At 64.1% G+C, this 21,107-nt stretch carries 19 protein-coding genes; 6 read left to right on the top strand and 13 right to left on the bottom strand.

Annotated features, from left to right (window positions below; translation table 11 throughout):
• Positions 1-79: 79 nt before the first annotated feature.
• From ACQR1X_RS14065 to ACQR1X_RS14035, 7 genes are all read right to left on the bottom strand, one after another.
• Positions 80-1,579, bottom strand: coding sequence for a lipopolysaccharide biosynthesis protein (locus ACQR1X_RS14065; protein WP_434899040.1), 1,500 nt, complete (start codon positions 1,577-1,579; stop codon positions 80-82).
• A gap of 175 nt (positions 1,580-1,754) precedes the next feature.
• Positions 1,755-2,912: a glycosyltransferase gene (locus ACQR1X_RS14060; RefSeq protein WP_315802912.1), complete on the bottom strand. Its 1,158-nt coding sequence runs from the start codon at positions 2,910-2,912 to the stop codon at positions 1,755-1,757.
• 58 nt (positions 2,913-2,970) lie between these two features.
• Positions 2,971-4,290, bottom strand: a complete 1,320-nt coding sequence (locus ACQR1X_RS14055) for a DUF4910 domain-containing protein (protein WP_434838904.1) — start codon at positions 4,288-4,290, stop codon at positions 2,971-2,973.
• Positions 4,291-4,314: 24 nt separating this feature from the next.
• Positions 4,315-5,283, bottom strand: coding sequence for a phytanoyl-CoA dioxygenase family protein (locus tag ACQR1X_RS14050; protein ID WP_316180496.1), 969 nt, complete (start codon positions 5,281-5,283; stop codon positions 4,315-4,317).
• A gap of 103 nt (positions 5,284-5,386) precedes the next feature.
• Positions 5,387-5,929, bottom strand: a complete 543-nt coding sequence (locus tag ACQR1X_RS14045; RefSeq protein ID WP_316180494.1) for a dTDP-4-dehydrorhamnose 3,5-epimerase family protein — start codon at positions 5,927-5,929, stop codon at positions 5,387-5,389.
• A 42-nt stretch (positions 5,930-5,971) separates the two neighbouring features.
• Positions 5,972-7,234, bottom strand: coding sequence for a methyltransferase domain-containing protein (locus ACQR1X_RS14040; RefSeq protein WP_434899039.1), 1,263 nt, complete (start codon positions 7,232-7,234; stop codon positions 5,972-5,974).
• 61 nt (positions 7,235-7,295) lie between these two features.
• Positions 7,296-8,333, bottom strand: coding sequence for an NAD-dependent epimerase/dehydratase family protein (locus ACQR1X_RS14035; protein ID WP_315802907.1), 1,038 nt, complete (start codon positions 8,331-8,333; stop codon positions 7,296-7,298).
• Positions 8,334-8,723: 390 nt separating this feature from the next.
• Between ACQR1X_RS14035 and ACQR1X_RS14030 the strand changes: the two genes are divergently transcribed.
• A complete protein-coding gene (locus ACQR1X_RS14030; RefSeq protein WP_434899038.1) occupies positions 8,724-9,824 on the top strand; it encodes a hypothetical protein in 1,101 nt (366 codons plus the stop codon).
• A 109-nt stretch (positions 9,825-9,933) separates the two neighbouring features.
• On the opposite strand, the gene ACQR1X_RS14025 is transcribed toward ACQR1X_RS14030, so the two are convergent.
• Positions 9,934-10,587 (bottom strand): PIG-L deacetylase family protein, encoded by a 654-nt coding sequence (locus ACQR1X_RS14025; protein WP_434846682.1) that lies wholly within the window; start codon positions 10,585-10,587, stop codon positions 9,934-9,936.
• Entirely contained in the window at positions 10,584-11,381 is a 798-nt protein-coding gene (locus ACQR1X_RS14020; protein ID WP_315802904.1) for a glucose-1-phosphate cytidylyltransferase, read from the bottom strand. The genes ACQR1X_RS14025 and ACQR1X_RS14020 overlap by 4 nt, the downstream gene beginning before the upstream one ends.
• A 487-nt stretch (positions 11,382-11,868) precedes the next feature.
• On the opposite strand from ACQR1X_RS14020, the gene ACQR1X_RS14015 reads away from it, so the two are divergent.
• Positions 11,869-13,341, top strand: coding sequence for an undecaprenyl-phosphate glucose phosphotransferase (locus ACQR1X_RS14015; protein ID WP_316216134.1), 1,473 nt, complete (start codon positions 11,869-11,871; stop codon positions 13,339-13,341).
• Between the two features lie 209 nt (positions 13,342-13,550).
• On the opposite strand, the gene ACQR1X_RS14010 is transcribed toward ACQR1X_RS14015, so the two are convergent.
• The 3 genes from ACQR1X_RS14010 to ACQR1X_RS14000 all read right to left on the bottom strand — a co-directional run bounded on the left by ACQR1X_RS14010 (position 13,551) and on the right by ACQR1X_RS14000 (position 16,086).
• Positions 13,551-13,937 (bottom strand): H-NS histone family protein, encoded by a 387-nt coding sequence (locus ACQR1X_RS14010; RefSeq protein WP_315802902.1) that lies wholly within the window; start codon positions 13,935-13,937, stop codon positions 13,551-13,553.
• A gap of 990 nt (positions 13,938-14,927) precedes the next feature.
• Positions 14,928-15,332, bottom strand: a complete 405-nt coding sequence (locus tag ACQR1X_RS14005) for a hypothetical protein (protein WP_434899037.1) — start codon at positions 15,330-15,332, stop codon at positions 14,928-14,930.
• A gap of 427 nt (positions 15,333-15,759) precedes the next feature.
• The gene (locus ACQR1X_RS14000) at positions 15,760-16,086 is read right to left on the bottom strand and encodes a hypothetical protein (RefSeq protein ID WP_316180484.1); all 327 of its coding nucleotides are present in this window, start codon (positions 16,084-16,086) and stop codon (positions 15,760-15,762) included.
• A 670-nt stretch (positions 16,087-16,756) separates the two neighbouring features.
• Here ACQR1X_RS14000 and ACQR1X_RS13995 point away from each other — a divergent pair.
• The 4 genes from ACQR1X_RS13995 to ACQR1X_RS13980 all read left to right on the top strand — a co-directional run bounded on the left by ACQR1X_RS13995 (position 16,757) and on the right by ACQR1X_RS13980 (position 20,293).
• Complete coding sequence (locus ACQR1X_RS13995) at positions 16,757-17,866, top strand: polysaccharide biosynthesis/export family protein (RefSeq protein ID WP_315802900.1); 1,110 nt, start codon at positions 16,757-16,759, stop codon at positions 17,864-17,866.
• Between the two features lie 235 nt (positions 17,867-18,101).
• Positions 18,102-18,404: a hypothetical protein gene (locus tag ACQR1X_RS13990; RefSeq protein WP_315717381.1), complete on the top strand. Its 303-nt coding sequence runs from the start codon at positions 18,102-18,104 to the stop codon at positions 18,402-18,404.
• Positions 18,405-18,521: 117 nt separating this feature from the next.
• Positions 18,522-19,403, top strand: coding sequence for a sterol desaturase family protein (locus tag ACQR1X_RS13985; protein ID WP_316180480.1), 882 nt, complete (start codon positions 18,522-18,524; stop codon positions 19,401-19,403).
• Between the two features lie 20 nt (positions 19,404-19,423).
• Positions 19,424-20,293: an alpha/beta hydrolase family esterase gene (locus ACQR1X_RS13980; protein ID WP_434899036.1), complete on the top strand. Its 870-nt coding sequence runs from the start codon at positions 19,424-19,426 to the stop codon at positions 20,291-20,293.
• Between the two features lie 64 nt (positions 20,294-20,357).
• Here the strand turns inward: ACQR1X_RS13980 and ACQR1X_RS13975 are convergent, their stop codons facing one another.
• Complete coding sequence (locus tag ACQR1X_RS13975) at positions 20,358-20,777, bottom strand: DOPA 4,5-dioxygenase family protein (protein ID WP_315802897.1); 420 nt, start codon at positions 20,775-20,777, stop codon at positions 20,358-20,360.
• Positions 20,778-21,107 lie beyond the last annotated feature (330 nt).

The raw sequence follows: 21,107 nt of genomic DNA, 5'->3' as shown, positions 1-21,107 counted from the left end.
ATATTTTATATGTGGCATTTAACGATTGCGATAGTTAATCGCGACGTGCGGTGCTGTCCGAGGCCCCCTTCGTTCCATCTCAGCGCCTGCCGGCGAAATCATGGATGATCGTACCTGCGATCCTGAGCGGCTCGCGGACCCGGAACATTCCGACCACGATCGCGAGATAGAGACAGCCGCAGAAGCAGCCGGACAGAACCATGCGCACTATCGCGGGATAGGCTCCGAGAAGCGTCGCTTGCATCCACCAGCCCGCAGCCGCAGTCGCAACGGCGCCGACGGTCTGCGGACCGACGGCCCGGATCACCAGTTCCGCACCGATCCCGATCGGACGTCCGGCATACATCACCGACGGCAACGCGATCAGCGAGTATCCGGCCACGACGCCCCAGGCGACGCCGACCGGCCCAAAGGGCAGCCCGGCCAGCACCGCAACGACCTGCGCAAAGAGAGAGATGATGCCCCAGGTCTGCCAGCGGTCCGCCCTCCCGAGCGACAGATGCAGCCAGCCCTGCGAGCCCTCGACGACGTGCGAAATGCCGCGCAGCGCAATGATGCTGAGCAGCCCTCCCGCAGCCTGCCACTTCTGCCCCAACAGCACGACGGTGAGGTCCTCCGCGGTGACGGAGAGGATCGCCGCCGCCGGCATCAGGAAGAACGCCAGCATCGAGAGTGCCACCTCGTACTTCTGCCGAAGCGCAGCCGGATTCGCCTGCAGCTTGCTCAGCGCCGAGCTTCCCACCGCATGCGTCTGATTGAGCGCCGCATAGATCGAGTTGTCGTACAGGTTCATCGCATTCTGGTAGTAGCCGACCTGATCGGGCCGGTAGAGCAGCCCGAGCGCGATCCGGTCCACCGCCCGCGACAAGGTATAGGCCACGGTGAAGCCGACCACGTGCAGCCCGAACCGGACCATCGACCTCACCTCAGCATCGAAAACGGGGACGCCGGGCCTCCAGCGACAGGCCGACCACGCGGCGACCACGACGCAAATCGATGTCACGACGGGACGAATGACCAGCGCCCAATAGCCGTAGCCCTCGAACGCCATGGCGACGGCGGCAACCGTCCCTGCCAGCGTGCCGAACAACTGGATCCGGCCGATGCGACCGAACTGCAGCGTGCGCCGGAGCAGCGCCATATGCTGGTTGGTCAGCCCGGACAGCACGAAGGTGATCGCGACGCAAAGCGCGATCGGCTCCAGTCGCGGATCACCGTAGACCCAGGCAATCAGCGGGCTGGATGCCGCGACGACGATCGCCACCGCAACGCCGATGCCGGTGCTGACCCAGAACAGGCCGCTGACCTGGGCCGGCGTGATCCTGCTGCGCTGAGCGGTGGCATCGAGCAGGCCGAAGTCGATCAGCAGCGGCGCGAAGCTCGTCAGCACGGTGACGATGGCGACGAGCCCGAAATCCTCCGGCGCGAGCAGCCGGGCCAGGACGATGGCCGCTCCGATCTGGAGCACGGCATTGCCGTACTGGATGACGATGGAAATCAGGCCGCCGCGCAACGCACGGCGTCCGAGATCGCTCGATTCCCGATGTTCCTCGAAGTAAGCGGCGACGGCTTCCGACATCTCCGTTCAATCGCTTTCAATCATCGTAACCAACCTTTCGATTCCCAGTCACGGCCAAACAGATCCGTCCAGGGCAATGAAAATCCGATCGTCGAAAATGCAGCCGGTATAAAATAGCTCGCGGAGGCCGCTGGAGCGATGACGCCACTTTGTGGCGGAGAAAAGGATTGAAACGTCACTGCGCCAACAATACCGGCTTGCGATTTAATTCCTGCTCGCGAGCCATCCCCGAGCCAGCCGCCATCTCCGCCAGCCTCTTCAGCCGATCCTTGCGGGCAGCGAGGCCCGGCATCGGCTGCAGACCCGTGGCCTCCAGGATCGTCTCCCACCGATACACCCAGTCGTGCCGCATCAAGGTCTGGGCCATGCCGGTTCGCCGCATCCGGTCCTGGCGGACCGGATCGCCGTCCAGCTCCCTGATGACCCGGTCGATGTCGGGCGATGTGTGCGGCACGTCGATCATCACCTCGGGCCAATCGAACAGCCGCGGAAACAGGTCATTGTCGGGACGCTCGCCGAGCATGATGGCGCCCGCCGCCGCGCCCTCGAAATACCGGTAGCCGAACTCGACTTGCCGCCCGGTCTCCTGCGGCTCGTCGAACTTGCCGGGATTGACCAGAAAATACCTGCTTCTCTTGGCGAGGTTTGCCATCTGCGTCCGGTGCTCCCGGAGGTCGATGGCCTGGCTGCCGCCGATCGTGTCGTGGAGATAGAACAGGCCGCTCTGCTGCGCCATCGCGAGCAGCGACTGGTGGGTGACACGGGAGCGACGCCCCATGCTGAAGACGTCGATGACCCTCTCGGGCGGATCGGGATAGGGACAAAAGCGGATCGCGTCGATGGCGAGCGGAAGATGCACGCAAGCCTTGCCGATCTCCTCGCCGAGCGGCTTCACCGTGCCGATCTGGAACGGCATCACGACATCGAACTTGGCGAGGATCTTCAGGAAATGCCGGTGCTTGGCGATCTCCTTGATCCAGAGCTCGTCCAGCAGACACACCGAGGTCCCGCACGCACCTCTCAGATCCTCGATCGCGTCGAACATGATCAGGTCCTGCGGGAACCCGCAGATCGCGAACAGAACGTCGTATTGCTGCTGCGGCTTGATCCGCGTGAGCCCGGGATTCAGCAGCACGGGCGCGTGGTAGCCCAGCCGGGTCGCGAAGCTCGCCCGTCGGCTCGACGGGTCGAGTTCGGGCGCGAACAGCTCGGCGGAATCGACCTCGCAGATGATGTCCTCGAACTCGACATGGGGACCGCGGTTGAGGGCTTTGCCGAAGATGTTTCGGAGTGAGAAGACGGCGATACGGGGCTTGCCCGGCTGCGAACTCATGACGCCTCACTCTGGTGTTGTTGGACCACTTGCACGGTGCTGTACGAAGGCGGCGACGTCACGATGATGAAACCGGTGTTCTGATGAGATCGGCGTCCAGCGCGATCCGCGCAGCGGCCTCGATGCGCGCGAACGGAACGTCGGCCCGGATTGCCATGTCGAGCAGGCTGTGCCTGCCATCCGCGAGGTTGAGGACCCATAGCAGGTCCATCTGCGTCGCCCCGCCCGCCTCGCGCTGGCCGGCAATCGCGCGATACAGGCCGCGCCGTCCCAGTTGCGGCTCCCCTCGCCCATCGACGCGCTCATAGATGCGGTCGCGATCGAGCAGATCCAGCACCTCCTCGATGACCGCGTAGGACTGCTCGAGACAGTCCGGCTTGACGAAATCCAGATTGTCCGCCGAGGTGTGATATTCGGGAAACGTGCCGTGCACGCCGCGCATCAGGCACCCGACCGGCAGATCGAATCCCGGCGAGCAGAACTGCCGCTCGTCATATCCATAGGGGCTGAATGGCAGAATCTCATGAGGATGGCCTGAGTGCTTCAGGACATGCGCGACGGCGCGATCGATGCTCGCCCCGCTCCGGCTCTGCTTGTAGTGAAATCCACTGGAATCGCCGAGACAGGTGAGGACGAGGCCGTGTTCGACACGTCCGAGATTCCGCTCGTTGCGGTCGAGCCACGCGAGCGCGCCGATGGTCGCCGGCAGGAACAGAAATCGGTATCCGAGTCGGCGCGGCTGCTGCGCCTGCCGCATCGCCAGCGCCGTCATGACGGCAATCCCTGAGAGATTGTCGTTGGCGAGACTCGGGTGACAGATATGGCAGGTGATCAGGACTTCCTTGTCCGTCTGCCCGGGGACGAAGAATTCGCCGTAGGTCAACGCCCCCTGCGAGAGCTCGCTGTCGATCTCGACGCGGTAGCTGTCGTCCGTCATCCCCCGCCACAGACGATCTTGCAGGCAGAAGCCCCAATCGTCGGCATAGTAGCCGGTCCGGTAGGGAATGAGATCAGGCTGATCCGGCAAGGTATGGACGTGCTTGGCAAGCTCGGCGCGGCTGAGCACCGCCTGGACCGGCTTGCTGTAGCCCATCACGTGCAGATTGTTGTCGGCGAAGTCGACGAGAACGCGGCCCGACAGGGTCGAGATCGTCGCGCGACGAATGTTCCACTCCGCCGGCACGTGCCAGTCCAGGACCGGCGTGCCGGACGGCACCTCGTGAATCGCAAGCCCGACATTCCGCGCGACGATGCCGAGCGTCTGACGGACACCCGCCCCGGTGAGGCTGCGGTTGATCGGAAACAGTTCGGCGACCAGATCGTGGAGATCGATCGCCGGCGTTCTCGGACCAGCCGGGGATTTGAGGATGTCCAGCATGACGCGTCAGCCCTACTTCATCGGTCAGGCCGACGCCTGCGCGGCATCGGCCGCGAGATCGCCGGCCGGCAGCGGCACGATCGTCGGCTGGTAGACCAGATGCTCCGCCGGAGCTTCCACCTGATCGTATGGCGTGACGATCTCCTCGGGCAGCCGCGCGAGATCGGCCACCCGCAGGAAGTCGCGCAGGTTCGTGCCGGTCGATTCCGAGTCGATGTTGACGGCGCCGCGCCGGCTGCTGACATCGGCAAAATGCACGGTACGGAAATCGATGCTGAAGCGCGTCACGCCCGAGGTGTTCGGGACGGACGAATGCAGATGCGCTCCGGAGAAGATCGTGACGCCGCCGCTCGGCGCGATCACCCGGATCTGCGGATCCAGTGCAATCTCCTGCTCCGGCTTCGGCTGCACCCGTGTATCCGTCTTGATGTGCTGCGCCGCCGACGCACGCGAGGTCCTGTTCCACTCGTAGTAGTTATAGGTCCTGGAGCCGTTCTTGATCGCTTCATCGAAATAGCGCGGATGAAATGCAAGGCCGTTGTCCGGCGCGATGTCATACACCGGCAGCCACCAATTGAGCTGGCACGGCGGCGCCGAGTACCAGGTGTCGCGATGAGGGTGGAATGCGAACGCGATCCCGGTGGTGAGATAGTCGTTGCTGGTTGCCGACCGCAGCCGCGGCACGTCGAAATAGGTCAACTCGGGATCGCAGCCGAACTCGCGGAGCGTGCCCTGCACCAGCTCCTTCGACCGGGCGTGATGGATGAAGAACGGCTTCAGCCTGGCGAGGATCTCGACGTAGCGCTCGACCGGGAGCTCGAATTGCGCCGTTCGGGGATCATAGGGATGAAACGCCTCCTCGATCAGCTCCCTGGCGAACGCGACCAGCGCATTGAGCGAGGGCGTCGGCGAATGCAGGAACAGCGCGCCCTGATACAGTTTCTGGCGCCGCTCGTCATCGGGCATCGTGGCATCAACGAAAATGTTCGTCATTCCGTGATCCTCCTCGACAAATCGTCAGAACGTTCGAGACGATCGGGCCGCTCCGTGGCCGCCAGATCCCTCCCCCAGGATACCGCGCTGTCGTCATGCTGCTTCACCAAAGACCCCGTTCGGCAAGCGAGGGCCAAGCGGCATCCTTGGCTGACAACACCGTCACCGGCTGCGGCCATCGGATGCCGATCATCGGATCGTCGTGCCGGAAGCCGTCCGAGAGCTGCTCGACATAGTCTTCGCCCATCAGATACTCGACCGTGACGTCGTCGGTCAGCGTCTGGAATCCATGGGCAAAACCGGCGGGAACGTAGAGCATCCGCGCCGTCGAGGGGCCGAGCTCGCAGGCATAGACCTCGCCGCGCGTCGGCGAGTTCGGCCTGATGTCGACGATGACGTCATGGATCAGCCCGGCGCTGCAGCGGACGATCTTGGCGTCAGGCTTCGGCGCACGCTGGAAATGCATGCCGCGGACGCTGCCGCGGAGACGCGTCACCGAGCTGTTGCCCTGCATCGGGACGAACGCGATGCCCTGCTCGGCAAAAGTCTTCGCGCACCAGGTCCGCGTGAAGCTGCCGCGCTCGTCGGAGCGAACGGTCAGCTCGATCAGCCGCGCATCCGACCGTCCAAGCGGGACAAACCTCATGGCTCAACACTCTTCGCGCATATGGTGCGGCAATGCCCTGCTCTACTCCTCGATCGTCGCCTTGGGGACCGGCACGATGAAGCGGCCGCCCCAGTCGCGGATCGCCGCCATCTGTGCCTCGATCTCGCTCTTGATGTTCCACGGCAGGATCAGGACGTAATCTGGCCTGGCTTCGAAGATCGCTTCCGGCGGCAGGATCGGTATGCGCACACCCGGCATGTAGCGGCCCTGCTTGGACGGGGCGCGATCGACCGTGAAGTCGAGAAAATCGGTGCGGATGCCGCAATAATTCAGCAGCGTCACACCCTTCGCCGGGGCACCGTAGCCGACGATCTTCTTGTTGTCGCGCTTGAGCGCCGTCAGCAATTCGAGCAGCGCACGCTTGGTCTCTTTGACCTGCTCGTTCCAGGCCATGTAGATGGCATCGTCATGCAGCCCATAGGCCCGCTCCCGCGCCAGGACATCGGCAACGTTCGGGCTCTCCGCATGAGCGGCCTCCGCGTGGCAGACGAAGAACCTGATCGAGCCGCCATGCGTCTCCGGAAGCTCGACGTCGAACACCCGCAGGCCCGCTTGGGCGAAGATGCGCAGGCCCGCGATCAGCGACAGATACGAGAAATGCTCGTGATAGATGGTGTCGAACTGATGCCGCTGCATCAAGGTCAGCAGGTGCTGGACCTCGAAGGTCGCGACGCCCTCCGGCGCCAGCAGGATTTTGACGCCGCCGACGAAGTCGTTGATGTCGGGAACGTGCGCGAGCACGTTGTTGGCCGTGAGGAGATCGGCCGACCAGCCCTCCTCCCGGAGACGGGTGGCATAGTCGCGGCCGAAGAATTCGACCCGGGTCTCGATGCCCTTGGCGCGCGCGGCCAGCGCAACGCTTTCGCAGGGTTCGACGCCGAGACAGTTGATGCCCTTCTGGAGCGAGTATTGCAGCAGATAGCCGTCATTCGACGCGATCTCGACATGCCGCGAGGCCGGGCCGAGCTTGAAGCGATCGGCCATGGCTTCGACATAGCGGCGCGCGTGCTCGAGCCATGAGGTCGAGTGCGAGGAGAAATAGGCATAGTCGGCGCGGAAGATCTCGGACGCGGCCAGGAGGTCGCGCGTCTGCGCCAGACGGCACTCGCGGCAGACGAAGGTCTCCAGCGGATAGAACGGCTCCGCCCGCATGTAGTTGGCCGGATCGATGTAGTCGTTCGCGACCGGCGAGGCGCCGAGATCGATCAGCTTGAGGGTCAGGTCGTCGCCGCAGTGCCGGCACTTGGGCGCGACGCCGACGGCGGTGGGAAGGGTCAGTTCCATGGTGTCTCCGTCACTGTCCTTGCCGGCTGAGGCGAGCATCTGCCCGGCGCGGCCGGCGCGATCACGTCCATTGCAGCCTGTCGTTGATCCGGGCCGTCTCCATGTGGTCCTGCAGGACCTTGAGACGGATCAGATCGGACGAGCGAAACTCGGCATCCTTGAACTGCATCCTCTTGAGACCATCGACAAGGTTCTGGATCGACTGGTCCAGGGTGACCTGCGGCTGATGATCGGGGGCCAGCGAGCGGTACAGGCCGAAATCGACCTTGTAGGAGCGGCTGTCCACCGGCGCGGAGGTGTTGATCGACACGCTGGTCCCCGGCACGCGCGCGGCCACCGCGTTGGCGAGATCCTTGACCTGGTAGTTGCGGTCGTCCGAGCCGGCATTGATGGTGAGGAAGCGGCCGCCCGTCGCCGCCGGCCGGTCGATCGCCCAGTCGATCGCCCGCGCCATGTCGGCCACGTCGATCAGGGGGCGCCACGGCGTGCCGTCGGAGAGCACGCTGATCTGGCGGCGGGTGAGCGCGCAGGCCACGAAATCGTTGAGGACGAGGTCGAGCCGCAGCCGATCCGACATGCCGCAGGCGGTCGCAAAGCGCAGACAGGTGATGGTCATGCCGGTGTCGATCGCGGCGAGCTCCTGCTCCGATCCGATCTTCGACTTGGCGTAGGCCGTGATGGGATTGAGCGGATCGCCCTCCTTGCGCGGCGGTCCGTCGGCGATGCCGTAGACGCTGCAGCTCGACGCGAACACGAAGTTCTTCACGCCGGCCGCCGCAGCCTTCCTGGCGAGCGACACGGTGGTGTTCTGGTTGATGTCGAGCGTCACGTCCTGGAAGCGATTGCCCATCGGATCGTTGGAGATCGCCGCCAGCTGAACCACGGCATCATAGCCGCGGAGGTCGAGCGACATGTCGCGGACGTCGCCATGGATCTGCTCGTCGAGATATCGCTCGGGAACGACAGGCGCTCCGGTCAGGCAGTGCGCGAAATAGGCGTTGTCGAAGCCGTGCAGCGTCGCATCCGGGCGCTGCGCCCGCAGATGCCGCGCGACGACCGGACCCACATAGCCCATGTTTCCGGTGATCAGGACCTTCAAAATCTCACCCTCTACGATACCGACCAAAACAAAATTTAAATCACCTGCAATCGATTATAATTTAATATTCCAGCCGGCGTCCAGTGAATCCGTCGGCAGCGGCGGTGCCGCCCGCCTTCTCCGGCGGGATACGCAAAACTCGGTAAAAATCCCTTCTACGCCATCTCGATCCGCCTGTTACCGTGCCCCATCCGGACGGCGCCGATCGATGCGGCATCAGGCAACCTCTCCCATTTAATTTATTCCACCAAATTAAATAATGCCACAATAGGAACAAATGTTGACCGCAAATCTCGGCAGCTTTAATTCGATCCATGGAAATGAGGACGTCCCGCGTGCGGGAACGCCCCGGCCTGATGACGCATTGATTGAAGCATTGAAAGACAGAGCATGACACTATCCGCCGGCGACTGGGTCGAAGTGCGCAGCAAGGAAGAGATCCTGGCGACGCTCGATGCCAACGGGCGCCTCGAAGGGTTGCCGTTCATGCCGCAGATGTTCAAATGGTGCGGCCAGCGCTTCCAAGTCTACAAGCGCGCCCACAAGACCTGCGACACGGTCACCGGATACAACACCGGCGAGTGGCTCGGACGGCGCCTCCCCAACGCCGTGCATCTCGAGCATCGCTGCGACGGCGAGGCCTATGGCGGCTGCCAGGCGGCCTGCCTGATCTTCTGGAAAGAGGCGTGGCTGACCCCGGTCGATCCGGCCAAGTCCGCCGCGGCCATCCCGGACCGCGCCGCTGCGCTTCAACCGCCCGGCGGATGCACGGTGCGCGCGGTGTGGGATGCGACCAAGTCGCCGGACCAGCAGCCGGGAAAAGGCCCCCGCTATGCCTGCCAGGCGACCGAGCTCCCGACCTACACCCAGCCGCTCAAATGGTGGGACGCCCGGCAGTACGCCGAGGACATCGCGTCCGGCAATGTCTCGCTCGCGAAGATGTTCAAGGGCCTCCTCTACTTCGCCTATGTCGGCGCCACCATGGCCCGCCGTCCGCGGCTCGGCCGGCCCGCGCGCTGGATCTACGACCGCATCCAGTCGCTGTGGGGCGGCGTACCGTTCCCGCGCAAGCGCGGCGTCCTCCTGACCGACAAGGACGCGCCGATCGCCGATCTCGGGCTGCAGCCCGGCGATCTCGTCCGCGTGCGCCCGCACCAGGAGATCCTGGCCACCATCGACAAGCAGACCAACAACCGCGGCATGGGCTTCGACGCCGAGATGGTGCCCTATTGCGGAAAGGTGTTCCGGGTACGGACGCGGGTCGAAAAGTTCATCGACGAGCGCACCGGCTACATCCGGCGGATGAAGACACCGGCCGTCATCCTCGACGGCGTCTATTGCCAGTCGCGCTACAGCGAGAACCGGTTGTTCTGCCCGCGCGGCATCTATGCATGGTGGCGCGAGGTCTGGCTGGAGAAGGTGCCGGCCACCGCGATCGAGCGTCCGCCGGCAGAGGAGATCGTCGAACTTCCGCGGCGGGCGGCCGGCTGACGGCAGGCCGCAGCCAGGCAGAACGGCCAAGCGCCGCTCTTCGTCTCGCCCGTTGGAGATGAATAGATCGTGCGCGAGGGCCTCGCGGCGAGGTGGCTTCGGCCGCCGTTCACCCCAATGACAGCTTGCGCGCGACGAAGCCCTCGGCGTAGCGCTCGGGGGCGCGGCACTCCATGCCCCGCAGCCGCGCCAGGCCCATGAACGTTTCCGGATCGAACCATTGCTTGGAGCGCTGGCTGCCGAAATGCGTCATCAGCAGCGCGACCTTCCGCTTCATGATCCGCTCGGAGAGGGGCATGTAGACGTTGGGCCGTCCGAGATCGCCGTCCCATTTCGGAATCTCGTATTCCAGGACGAGATGATCGCGGAATGTGTTCCAGACCAGGCGGTTGACCTGCCGATGGTCCTGATGGGCGTCGTCGCGGCGGTGCGCGAGAATGACGTCCGGGTTGATCCGGCCCTTGAGCTGCTCGAACCAGGCCTTGATCTCCTCGCCCTGCTCGGGGAAGAAGCCGTCGCGGAACTGCATGATCTCGAGATTGCGGCTGGCGACCTCGGCGAGGAAATCATCGGCCGACGCCCGCGCCTCGACGCCGCGCTCGCCATTGCCGCTGAGCACGCACCAATGAACATCCAGGCGGATGCCCTGGTCGAGCCATGACAGCAGCGTGCCTCCGGCCCCGATCTCGATGTCGTCGGAATGCGCGCCGAGACACAGGACCGACAGCCGGTCGCCGCGACCGGCGAGCTGCAACGCTCTCATCCGTTCACCACCGCCGGAAGACTGGAGCCGAGATGCCAGGGCGTGTCGCCGCGCTCGATCATCTCCTCGAGCACCTGGCGGTCGCGGAGCGTGTCCATGGCCCGCCAGAACCCTTCGTAGCGGTAGGCCATCAGCTCGCCGCGGTCGATCAGCCGCTTGAACGGCTGCACGACGAGCTCGTCCCCTTCCTCGATGTAGTCGAATATCTCCTTGCGGAAGATGAAGTAGCCGCCGTTGATCCAGATATCGGAATCGTTGCTCGCGGCCATGCGGCCCACGGTGCCGTCGGCGTCGAATTCGGCGAGGTGAAAGCTGATCGGCGGATGGATGGCGATGAAGCAGCCGATCTTGCCGCTGCGCTTGAAGCGATCGATCATCTCCGGCAGCGGCGCGTCCGTCAGGCCGTCGCTGTAGTTGGCGAGAAAGATCTCCTCGCCCTCGACCAGGTGCCGGACGGCCCGCAGTCGCTGGCCGATGTTGCGCCAGATGCCGGTGTCGACCAGCGACACCCGCCAGTCCGGCGGGCGGTCGCCCAATAGCTCGACCTTCTTGCCGAACTGCGAGATCGTGCAGTCGGTGGTCGCCGCCTGATTGTAGTTCAGGAAATAGTCCTTCACCACATTAGCCTTGTAGCCCAGGCACAGAACGAAATCCCGGTGCCCGTACTGGCTGTAATACTGCATGACGTGCCAGAGGATCGGCTGGTGGCCGATCGGAATCATCGGCTTCGGAATGCTCTCGGAATATTCCCGGATCCGCGTCCCGAGTCCTCCACAGAACAATACGACCTTCATGGCGCGACGTCCTTCGGGTTCTCAATCTCTAAAATGAGCAGCACTATCTTCAACCTCGCCGGCGGGCCTCGACGACAGCTCGCCGTGCCCTCGTGTCGCCCTTCCGTCCGCGCAGGGAAAAACTCCCTCCGCATCCGGTCGGCTACGGACGCCACCCGCGTCACGGGCGCCCGGCACCGGATTAATAATCCAATTATATCTCTTTTTAAATGCCATTCTTGGCGGCAAGCATCGAAATATCCGCCGCCTCAAATATTAATTTGACTACCTTAATTTTCCGGAGCCGCTTCCGTAGCGGGCACGGGCGGTATCTTTCGGCGCCTAAGCGCCACCGTCAGGCGTCACGCTGCCCGCGACGCAGGTATCGGGGGATAATCCGACCGCGCGAATAAATTCCAATGGCAATTTTTCATTGTTTAAATTAAATGCCAAAACATATAATAAATGGCTAATCGCTATTTAACCGAGTTTCGAACACCGACATCCCATGCATTACGTGGATCAGCCCGAGACTCTCGATCGAAACGGCATGCCGGCCGTCCTGGTGGAACGGCAGTTCCAGGGGCGCAAATGGCCCGTCCACTACGACTCGGTGGAGCCGTTCGCGATCGTGGCGGACATTGCGACGATCACCATGTCGAGCGTCCTGTCCGGGTTTCTGTATCACCTGCAGGATGCGGCGGGCGCCAACGACGTCAGCAAATCGCTCGGCCTGGCGATCCTCGTGTCGGCGCTGTTCGTCTCGCTGATGAAGATCCGCGGGATGTACCGGCCGGCCGAACTGCTGATCCTGCCGCGCCAGATCCGCGCGGCCTGCCTGACCTGGGTCACGGCGTTCCTCGTGCTGGCCGGCGCCCTGTTTGCCCTCAAGATCGGCAGCGAATTCTCGCGCGGCACGAGCATCGTCTTCGCGATGTTCGGGCTCGCGGCGCTGATCCTGCATCGCCGCACCACCGCATATCTGCTGGCAAAGGGCTTGGCGGAGAGACGGTTCTCGGGCCGAAACATCGTTCTGATCACCGATGAAGCAAGCAAGGACAACGCCGGGCTGACCCAGGTGCTCACCGACACCGGCTTTCGCGTCCAGCGGCACTTCATGCTTCCCGAGCCCGGTGCGGATCCGGATCAGCGGCAGCGGATCGTGTCCAGCGTGATCGACTATGTGCGCGGCTCCGACATCGAAGAGATCGTCGTCGGCGCCAATCCCGAACCCTTGTCCGACCTACGCACGCTCGGCGCCGAGCTGAGAGTCCTGCCGTTTCCAGTGAGCTTCGTGCCGGTCGGAGCGGCGTCGGACATCTTCAAGCGGCCGTGCCGCGAGCTCGGCAATGCCGTCTCCATCGAGCTGCAGCGCGGCCTGCTGAGCCCGCTCGAACACGCCACCAAGCGGCTCATGGATGTCATGCTGGCCGGCATCGCGCTGGCCTTGATGTCGCCGCTGCTGCTGCTGGTGGCGATCGCCATCAAGCTCGACTCGGCCGGACCGGTGCTGTTCCGGCAGCAGCGTTGCGGATTCAACGGCCGGGCGTTCCAGATCTACAAGTTTCGCACGATGTCCGTGCTCGAGGACGGGCCCTCCATCGTCCAGGCCCAGATCGGCGACAGCCGGTTCACCCGGCTCGGGACCTGGCTGCGCCGGACCAGCATTGATGAGCTGCCGCAGCTGTTCAACGTTCTGGACGGCAGCATGTCGCTGGTCGGCCCCCGCCCCCACGCCTTGGCGCACGACAACGAATTCGACAAGCTCGTGCGCAACTACGCATTCCGTCGCCGCGTCAAGCCCGGACTGACCGGCTGGGCGCAGGTGCATGGCTGCCGCGGCCCGACGCCCACGCGTGCGTCGATCGAACAGCGCGTCGAATTCGATCTCTGGTACATCGACAATTGGAGCCTGTCGCTCGACGTCGCGATCCTGCTGAGGACGCCGATCGAGCTGATCCGCGGCAACAATGCCTATTAGCGCATATTCGCAAGGGATGATGATCGCAAGCCTACCGGCGGAGCCGTGCGGGCGGATCGGACCGATCTCAGGCTCGAGACTGCGGATCGCGACGCGGGGGCGTCAGACCGCTCACATGTCGTTCGCTGATGTTGAGGGAGCGAATCAGGTGCAGAACCGACGCTGCGCGTCGCTCGGGCTATCGACGGGCTTGACTCAGTCGGCCCCGATTAGGCCCGCTGACGGCGACTTTTCGAACCGCCCGCCGCTCCATTGATCGCAAACTCCTCGATCCGATGCCCGGTCTTGATCGCCGCCACCAGCCAACGCGGCTGCTTGCCTCGGCCGGACCAGGTCTCGGAAGTCTGCGGGTTGCGATACTTCGGCAGAACCCGGGGATATTTGCGCCGCGCCTTGCCGCTGGTGGTGTAGGACTGCCCACCCTCACTGCCGGCACCTTCGATGGCGCCACGGCTGCGGTTGAGAACCGCCAGACGACGTTCGAGCTCGCGCTTCTCCGACGTGATCCTCACGGCGAGGATCTGACTGATCTGCTCGTGGAGAGACCAGAGGTCATCGAAAGACATCGCCTCGAAATCGATCTTCTTGGTGGACATACAGCGACCTTTGTCTGTGATCTCTATCCTGCCGGATTAACGTCATATAATTCGGTATTTCGTTCCGCAAGTGGCTCGCGGTCGGAAAAACTGAATATTTGAGTTATACCAACCCGGCCAAGCCATATGGTTGTAACTCAAATAAAACTCAACCCGCAACCCCATTTCCGAAACGATGTCGCGCCGCCTTCGAGATTGCGGCAGCATTCGTTTGCACGCCGGAAGAAGCCGCCGAATCAACACGATCTGCAACGGATTCGTCGCATACTACGGCAAGACCGCGTCAAAGTGACGTAGTTTCGATGATCGAACTTGCGCGTATTTGATAGCTGACATTCTCACCACGACATGGTTTTCAAAGCTGCCGCGACGGACTTACAACCTTTTCGAGCGAGCACCCTGAAGACCCGGATCGAGATATTTTTGCATGCGCACAAAATGCCGCCACCGGGTTTAATTGAGCACGCCACCGTGAATATGCCGCAAAGCAGCCGACATCGTTCCGGCGAATCAAACGCCTTCCCTAAATATTGGATCCTTCAGGTGCGCTCACGCAGATCAGACTTGCGCACGTCGCGCCGACAGCGGGGCGCGCGGCGTCAGACAGGCACACACCGGCAGCGGAACTAACTGCCGCTGCGATCGGCCGTGAGGTTGAGGACGGCTGCGGACACCCGGCGGCCGATCCCGAAAACCCGTTGTCCAAAGTCATCGTCCGTGGAGGCGACATCAGCGGCCTGTGCGCCAGGTGAAGCGGCCGCATCGCATGGCTCGCCGCGATATGGTTTCGGGCCCGTCTTGGAGCGCCGTCCTTGCCCGACACGACGGCTGAAGGACGTCCAGATGACGTCCGGCCGTCGAGCGGCCGCCGACAGCAGCACGGGGCGACCTGACGCGTCATCAGGGTCAATGCCGAGCGGCTGTCGTCTCGCGCCGGCAAGCGGCGCGGCCATGACGGCCGGCCGCCGCAGCGATCAAATTCCGATGCGATTATTTCTGCTGCCTGGTTCGACCCGGCACCGCCGGCCGGGGCGGAATCACGTGCGCCGTCCCGCGGCCGTGCCGCGTGGCCATCGGGCGACGCCTGGGTGCCGCGGACTTCTTCGCGCGTTTGCCGAGGCTGGTGCTGATGGATTGGATCTCATCGAGCAGGACATCACAAAGCTCGATCTGCGACCGCAGCACGGATTGCTGCGAACGGCCCGACCTTGGCCGGCCGAAACGTAATTTGGCAAGGCGTATTTTATTCAGCGATTTCAGGACGGCATTCAAAGCGCGACCGGCGCCATCCATCTCAATATCCTCAATCAACGCGGCACCAAGCTCGTCACACAAGGACGGACCCCACTCGTTGGCGAGTTTTGAGGGCATCTTCCCCGAATGCCGAACCGTCATCGCGATGATGCACGGATTCGATTTTCGGCATTAAATTAACCACTCGCGACAAGTTAATTTACCATCTGACAGCAAGACATTAAATACTTCTGGCACTCGCTACGGTTTGCCGTAAAATGCTACCGCGTTGCCAGAAAGACCTTTTTAAGCACCTTTCGTCCGGTACAATTGAAGCTTTAGTTTGTTCAGTCTACCCTTTTATGTCTCCGACCGTGCAGAATCGTCTCTACACAATTAATTTAATTCTAGATTACGTAAGAATACGGTGTGGAACTTGCCCATTTAATCGTCTGAGCGACGATCGACGTTGCCAAACGCGGCCGGACCGGCCGAGCACGGCCCTCATCAGTCCTCGCCGCCAAGCTTGACCATGACTCGGCCGAGCGGAGCGTCCAGCTCCTTCGGAGACGACGAGGAAGGGGTCGGGTTACCACACCATGGGCCGCTCCGGCGCCCCGCACACCACCGCGCGGCGGTACAGCACGCCCTGGGGCGTCTCGACGGCGACACGCCGAATGCACCCGGGATGAATCGCAAGATTGTAATGAAACGGAGTGGCCTCGAATGTCCCGTGCAGCCGGCAGAGTCTGCTGAGATCCGGCCCGCACTCCGTCAGCGGATAGAGGCCGCGCGCCGACGCGGGATCGGATAGGCCCGTGAAGGCGATCGCGAAAGCGGCTGCGGCGATCCTGATCACGTTCGACAATTGCGTGCTCCGTTGCAAAAAGAGCCTCAAGGGCTGGCGCAGCAGCATAGACTTGATCGGCGGCCTTGGACAACCGGCCGCCCGCTTGCAGTCCCGACGCCCGCACGGCCTTCGAATCTCGCCAGCTACAGCCGCCTTGGCGGCGCCGGTCCCGCCTCCCTCGGCTGTCCGGCTGCCTCGGCTCACCGACGCGCGGCGCGGGCTGCGATGTCGTCGCCCCCTGCGCGAGCAAGCGACTCGGGCTAACCGTTGCGCAACGGCTTTGTGCTTAAAATTGTTCGGACCCTGTTAGGTCGAATGGATCATCCCTTCACCGTGGGACCTCCGGCGGCGCCGACAGCTTGGGGCGGTAATATGGTGATGTCAGACTGTGACCTAATTGGCACGGCCGGGCAAAAGCGGACCAATCCGAACGGCCGTACGCTTTCGTCCAGTATGGCCGCCGGGTAGGTTGAAACACGTGGGACGTTCTCCCTTCTTGGTGGAGGGAGCAGCGTGGGGAAATGTATTTTTGCTGTATTCGGGGACGCGTTTGAAGGCCTTGATCAATCCGCCCGGGCCGACCGGCGGCGGGGGGTCTCCTGTGCGCAGCAGTACAGTGGACCCGCGCAGCTTTCATGGCCTTTGCCGCCGCTCGCGCGCGCTCCTCACCCTGGCGATCTTGGCGCTTCTGCCCGCCTGTTCCTTGCTCCCCGGGACAGGACCGACCAGCGACGCCGTGAGCGACAATGCCACGGCCAGTGTGCGGTCGAACACGGCGCTTCCCTATGCGCTGGTCGACGTCAGCTCCGAGACGATCGGCTTCCTGTCGCAGCCCAATCTGATCACGTTCCAGGGCGTATTCCCGGACAAGCGGCCGAAGCCGGTGCAGGTCGCGGGCGTTGGTGACGTGCTGAACGTTTCCATCTTCGAAGCGGCGCCCGGCGGACTGTTCACGCCGCCCACGGCCGCCGGCGCCCGCCCGGGCAACTTCGTGGATCTGCCGGCGCAGGCGGTGGACCAGCAAGGCAATATCCGCGTGCCCTATGCGGGCGAGATCGCCGCCGCCGGCCGGACGCTGCCGCAGATCGAGCAGGAGATCGTCTTCCGGCTGCAGAAGCGCGCGCTCGAGCCGCAGGTCGTGGTCAGCCTGAACCAGCAGCATTCCAGCGTGGTCAGCGTGCTCGGCGACGTCAATACGCCGGGCGTGCTTGCCCTCAACAGCGTGGGCGAACGCCTGCTGGCCGTGATCGCACGTGCGGGCGGCCCGAAGCACGAGGCCATCGAAAGCTATGTGACCCTGCAGCGGGACGGCAAGCGCGTGCGCGTGCTGCTCAGCCGCGTCGTGCAGGATCCGCGCGAGAACATCTTCATCCGTCCGAACGACGTCGTCTACATCACGCGGGAATCCCCGACTTTCACGGCCCTCGGTGCCCTCAATCAGAACGTCTTCGGCTTCAATTCCGAGATTTCGTTCGATACCGAGACCCTCACGCTGGCGCAGGCGATCGGCAAGGCGGGCGGCCTGAACGATCAGCAATCTGATCCGGCCGAGGTCTTCCTGTATCGCTACGAGGAGCGCCCGCTGCTGCAGAAGCTCGGCGTCGATACCAGCCGCTTCATCTACGACCGCATCCCGACGATCTATCACATCAACCTGCGCGATCCCTCCGGCATGCTGCTGGCTTCGGGCTTCCAGATGCGCAGCAAGGACGTGATGTACGTCGCCAATGCCAAGGTCGTCGACTACTACAAGCTTCTGACCCTGATCAACACCACGGCGACGACGACGTCCAACACGGCGACTTCGGTGATCAACGTCAACACGGCGACGAAGACCCGGTGGTGAAGCGCAACGGCGGGCCGGTAGCGGCCTGAAGGGCGCCGGAGCGTCGGGGGCGGCGGACCGGAGTCCGCCCCGCGCGATGTCGTGGCATCGGACGGCCGTCGTGTGACAAGCCGTTACAATCCAGCCAATCACCGCGACCAAACGACACCGGCGGTGCATCAAGCCGCGACATCGAACGCGCAGTATCCCTCTGCAGGCGACGCGATCGCCCGCGCGAACGAATTGGGAGACTGACGTGAAGACATCCATCGCGACATTTCTGCTCGTGGCAGTGCTTTCGGCGGCAGCAGCGGTCGACGCGAATGCCTGGACCCGCAGCGGCTCGGTCACCGGACCGCGCGGCACCACCTCATTTGGCGGCTCCGGCAGCTGCTCCGGCGGCGCCTGCGCCTGGCAGGGTGGCGGCACAGGTCCCGCCGGCCGCAGCTGGTCGCGCTCCGGCTCCGCGAGCTGCAGCGACGGCAGCTGCACCCGGCAGGGCCAGGGCACGGGACCGCGCGGCAATTCCTACAGCTACAGCCGCACCGTCACGCGCTGAGCGGACGCCGCGGCGCCGCTGGCCGCGGCCCTCCGGAAGCATTGACATCGCCGGTCCGCCTGCTGTTCCGGAGCGGGCCGGCGCGCCGTCTCCATCCGATGACGCCGGACACGCGCCATGCCCATCCTCTCTTCCCTGCCCCCGTCGACGCGCATGATCGTGCTGCTGACGGCGATCGGCTTCATGACGCTGGAATATGGGCTCAGCCGGCTCGCCGGCCGCGAGACTCACGACCTGCGTGAGACCGCAGCCTCGTTCGCCGTCGCGGTCGGACAGCACCTGATCCGCGCAATGGTCGCGCTCGTCGCGGCCGTTCCCTTCATCATCGCCTATCGCCACAGGATCTTCGATTTCGATCCGAGCCGGCCGCTGGCCCTGCTCGCATTGTTTCTCGCCAGCGAGTTCGTCTATTACTGGCACCATCGCGCCTCGCATCGGGTTCGCTGGCTGTGGGCCACGCATGCCGTGCATCACTCTTCCACGCGTCTGAACCTGACCGCAGCGATTCGTCTCGGCTGGACGAGCGAGATCTCCGGTCATTTCCTGTTCTATCTGCCGCTGGCGCTGCTCGGCTTCCATCCGCTCGCCATCATCGCCATGCTCGGCGTCAATCTGCTCTACCAGTTCTTCATCCATACCGAGCTCGCGCCGCATCTCGGTCCGCTCGAATCTGTGCTGAACACGCCGCGGCATCACCGCGTCCACCACGCGGCCAACGCGTCCTGTCTCGATCGCAACTATGGCGGCGTGCTCATCATTTTCGACCGGCTGTTCGGCAGTTTCGCCGAGGCCCCGGCCGGCGAGACGCTGCGCTATGGCCTCGTCGGCGTTGAACCGAGCTTCAATCCGTTGCGGATCGCATTTGGCGAATGGATTGCGATCGCCCGCGACCTTGCGGCGGCGCGGAGCTGGGCCACGCGGCTGCGCGTGCTGACCGCGGCCCCCGGAGACAAGCGCCACCGCCGGGAGTCATCCGACAACCGAGAAGGATGCTCATGACGTCACATCTCCGATCGTCCATGGCCGCTATGGCGGCCGTTCTGCTCGTCTCGACCACGGCCGTCGCCGCGGAGCGCGGCATCACCATCGACACAAGCGACGGTCCGCGCCATGCGCTGGTGATGACCGCGGGCAGGACGCCGCAGCCGACCGTGATCGTGCTCCATGGCGCGCTCGGCAGCGGCGCCGGCACCGCCCGCACGACGGGCTTTGCCGAAGCTGCGGCGACCCATGGCTTCGCCGCGGTCTTTCCCGATGGCATCAACCGGCAATGGAATGACGGCCGCGACGGCCGCTCCGGCGGTCCCGATGATATCGGTTTCATCCGTGCCCTGGTGCGACAGCTCGTCGCTGACGGCACAGCCGATTCCCGGCGCATCTATCTCGCCGGCATTTCGAATGGCGGCATGATGAGCTTCACCCTGGCCTGCAAGGCGCCGGAGCTGTTTGCCGGCATCGGCACGGTGATCGCCAACATGCCTGAAGGCATCGAGCCCTGCGCCGCGCGGCCGCTGCCGGTGGTGATGATCAACGGCACGGCTGATCCGATGGTGCCCTATCGCGGCGGCGAGGTCGGGCTGCGCGGCGGGCGCGGCCGGGTGTGGAGCGCTGACAGGACGGCGGAGTTCTTTGCACGGCGCGACGGTTGCGGCGCGCGCCAGGCCGTCGCGCTGCCGCATCGGGATCTCGCCAGCGACACCTCCGTCACGCAACTCAGCTGGCGCGATTGCCAGGTGATCGGCGGCGTGTCGCTGTATCGCGTCGAAGGTGGCGGACATGCCCTGCCCGGCCGCCGCCCGCTGGCGCCGCGCCTGCTCGGCCCGAGCAATTTCGACATCGATGCCGCCGAGGTCATTCTCCGCGCGTTCGATCTCGCGCGCACGCTGTAGTCCGGCAAGTCCGCCCAGGCTCCGAGCGTGACGAGACGGAGCGGTCACCCGTGGGCACGCGAGCTCAGGCGGCGATCGTCGGCGTGGTGTTCGGCTCACGCGCCAGCTCTGCCTCGCCGTGCGAAGGAAGATTCTCACTGCGGATGCCGAGCGGCGATCCGATCCACAACGCATGCGCGGTGTGATCGGCCAACGGCTCGGTCGTGTTCGGATGCACGAGCACGCTGAGGCGACCATGATTGAGCATCAGCCATGGCACCAGCACTGGAAACACGTCGACCGCGAAGGCGACTTGATACATCGGCCGCTCGTGAGGCCCGACCAGCGCGTCATGCCAACGCCCGAGCGTCACGAGGAAGCGGTCGGCCATCCACTGCCGTAGCCGTGCGGCTTCGGTTCGAGTGGCATCATCGAAATAGATGTGGGCATGAAAGCTGGCAATTGCGCTCAGGCGATGCGGCTGCGCCGCCGAGGTCGTTTCCATCCGCGCCTCTCGATCATTTCAATCGCGTTGGCCGCGCAGGCGAACCGATGCAGCATGGTCATCCTGGCATCGCTAGCCTGCCCTCGGCTGCGCCGCGAGTCATCGCCGGCGGACGCTGGCCTCGAGATCTCGGCGGGGCTCGAGCTTCGACCCAGACAGCATGTCGCCGCGCGAACGACCGCACCGAGACAAACGACACCGAGACAAACGACAACGCCGCGCTGAGGTTTCAGCGCGGCGTTGTTGTTTTGGGGTGTGAAGAGGGGATGTCCTTTGCAGGCCTGGCAGCGACCTACTCTCCCAGGGCTTGAGCCATAGTACCATTGGCGC

Source organism: Bradyrhizobium sp. HKCCYLRH3073 (assembly GCF_051167995.1).
Classification (GTDB): domain Bacteria; phylum Pseudomonadota; class Alphaproteobacteria; order Rhizobiales; family Xanthobacteraceae; genus Bradyrhizobium.
The sequence above is the reverse complement of the archived record's forward strand: the minus strand, read 5'-3'. Positions and strand labels throughout refer to the sequence as shown.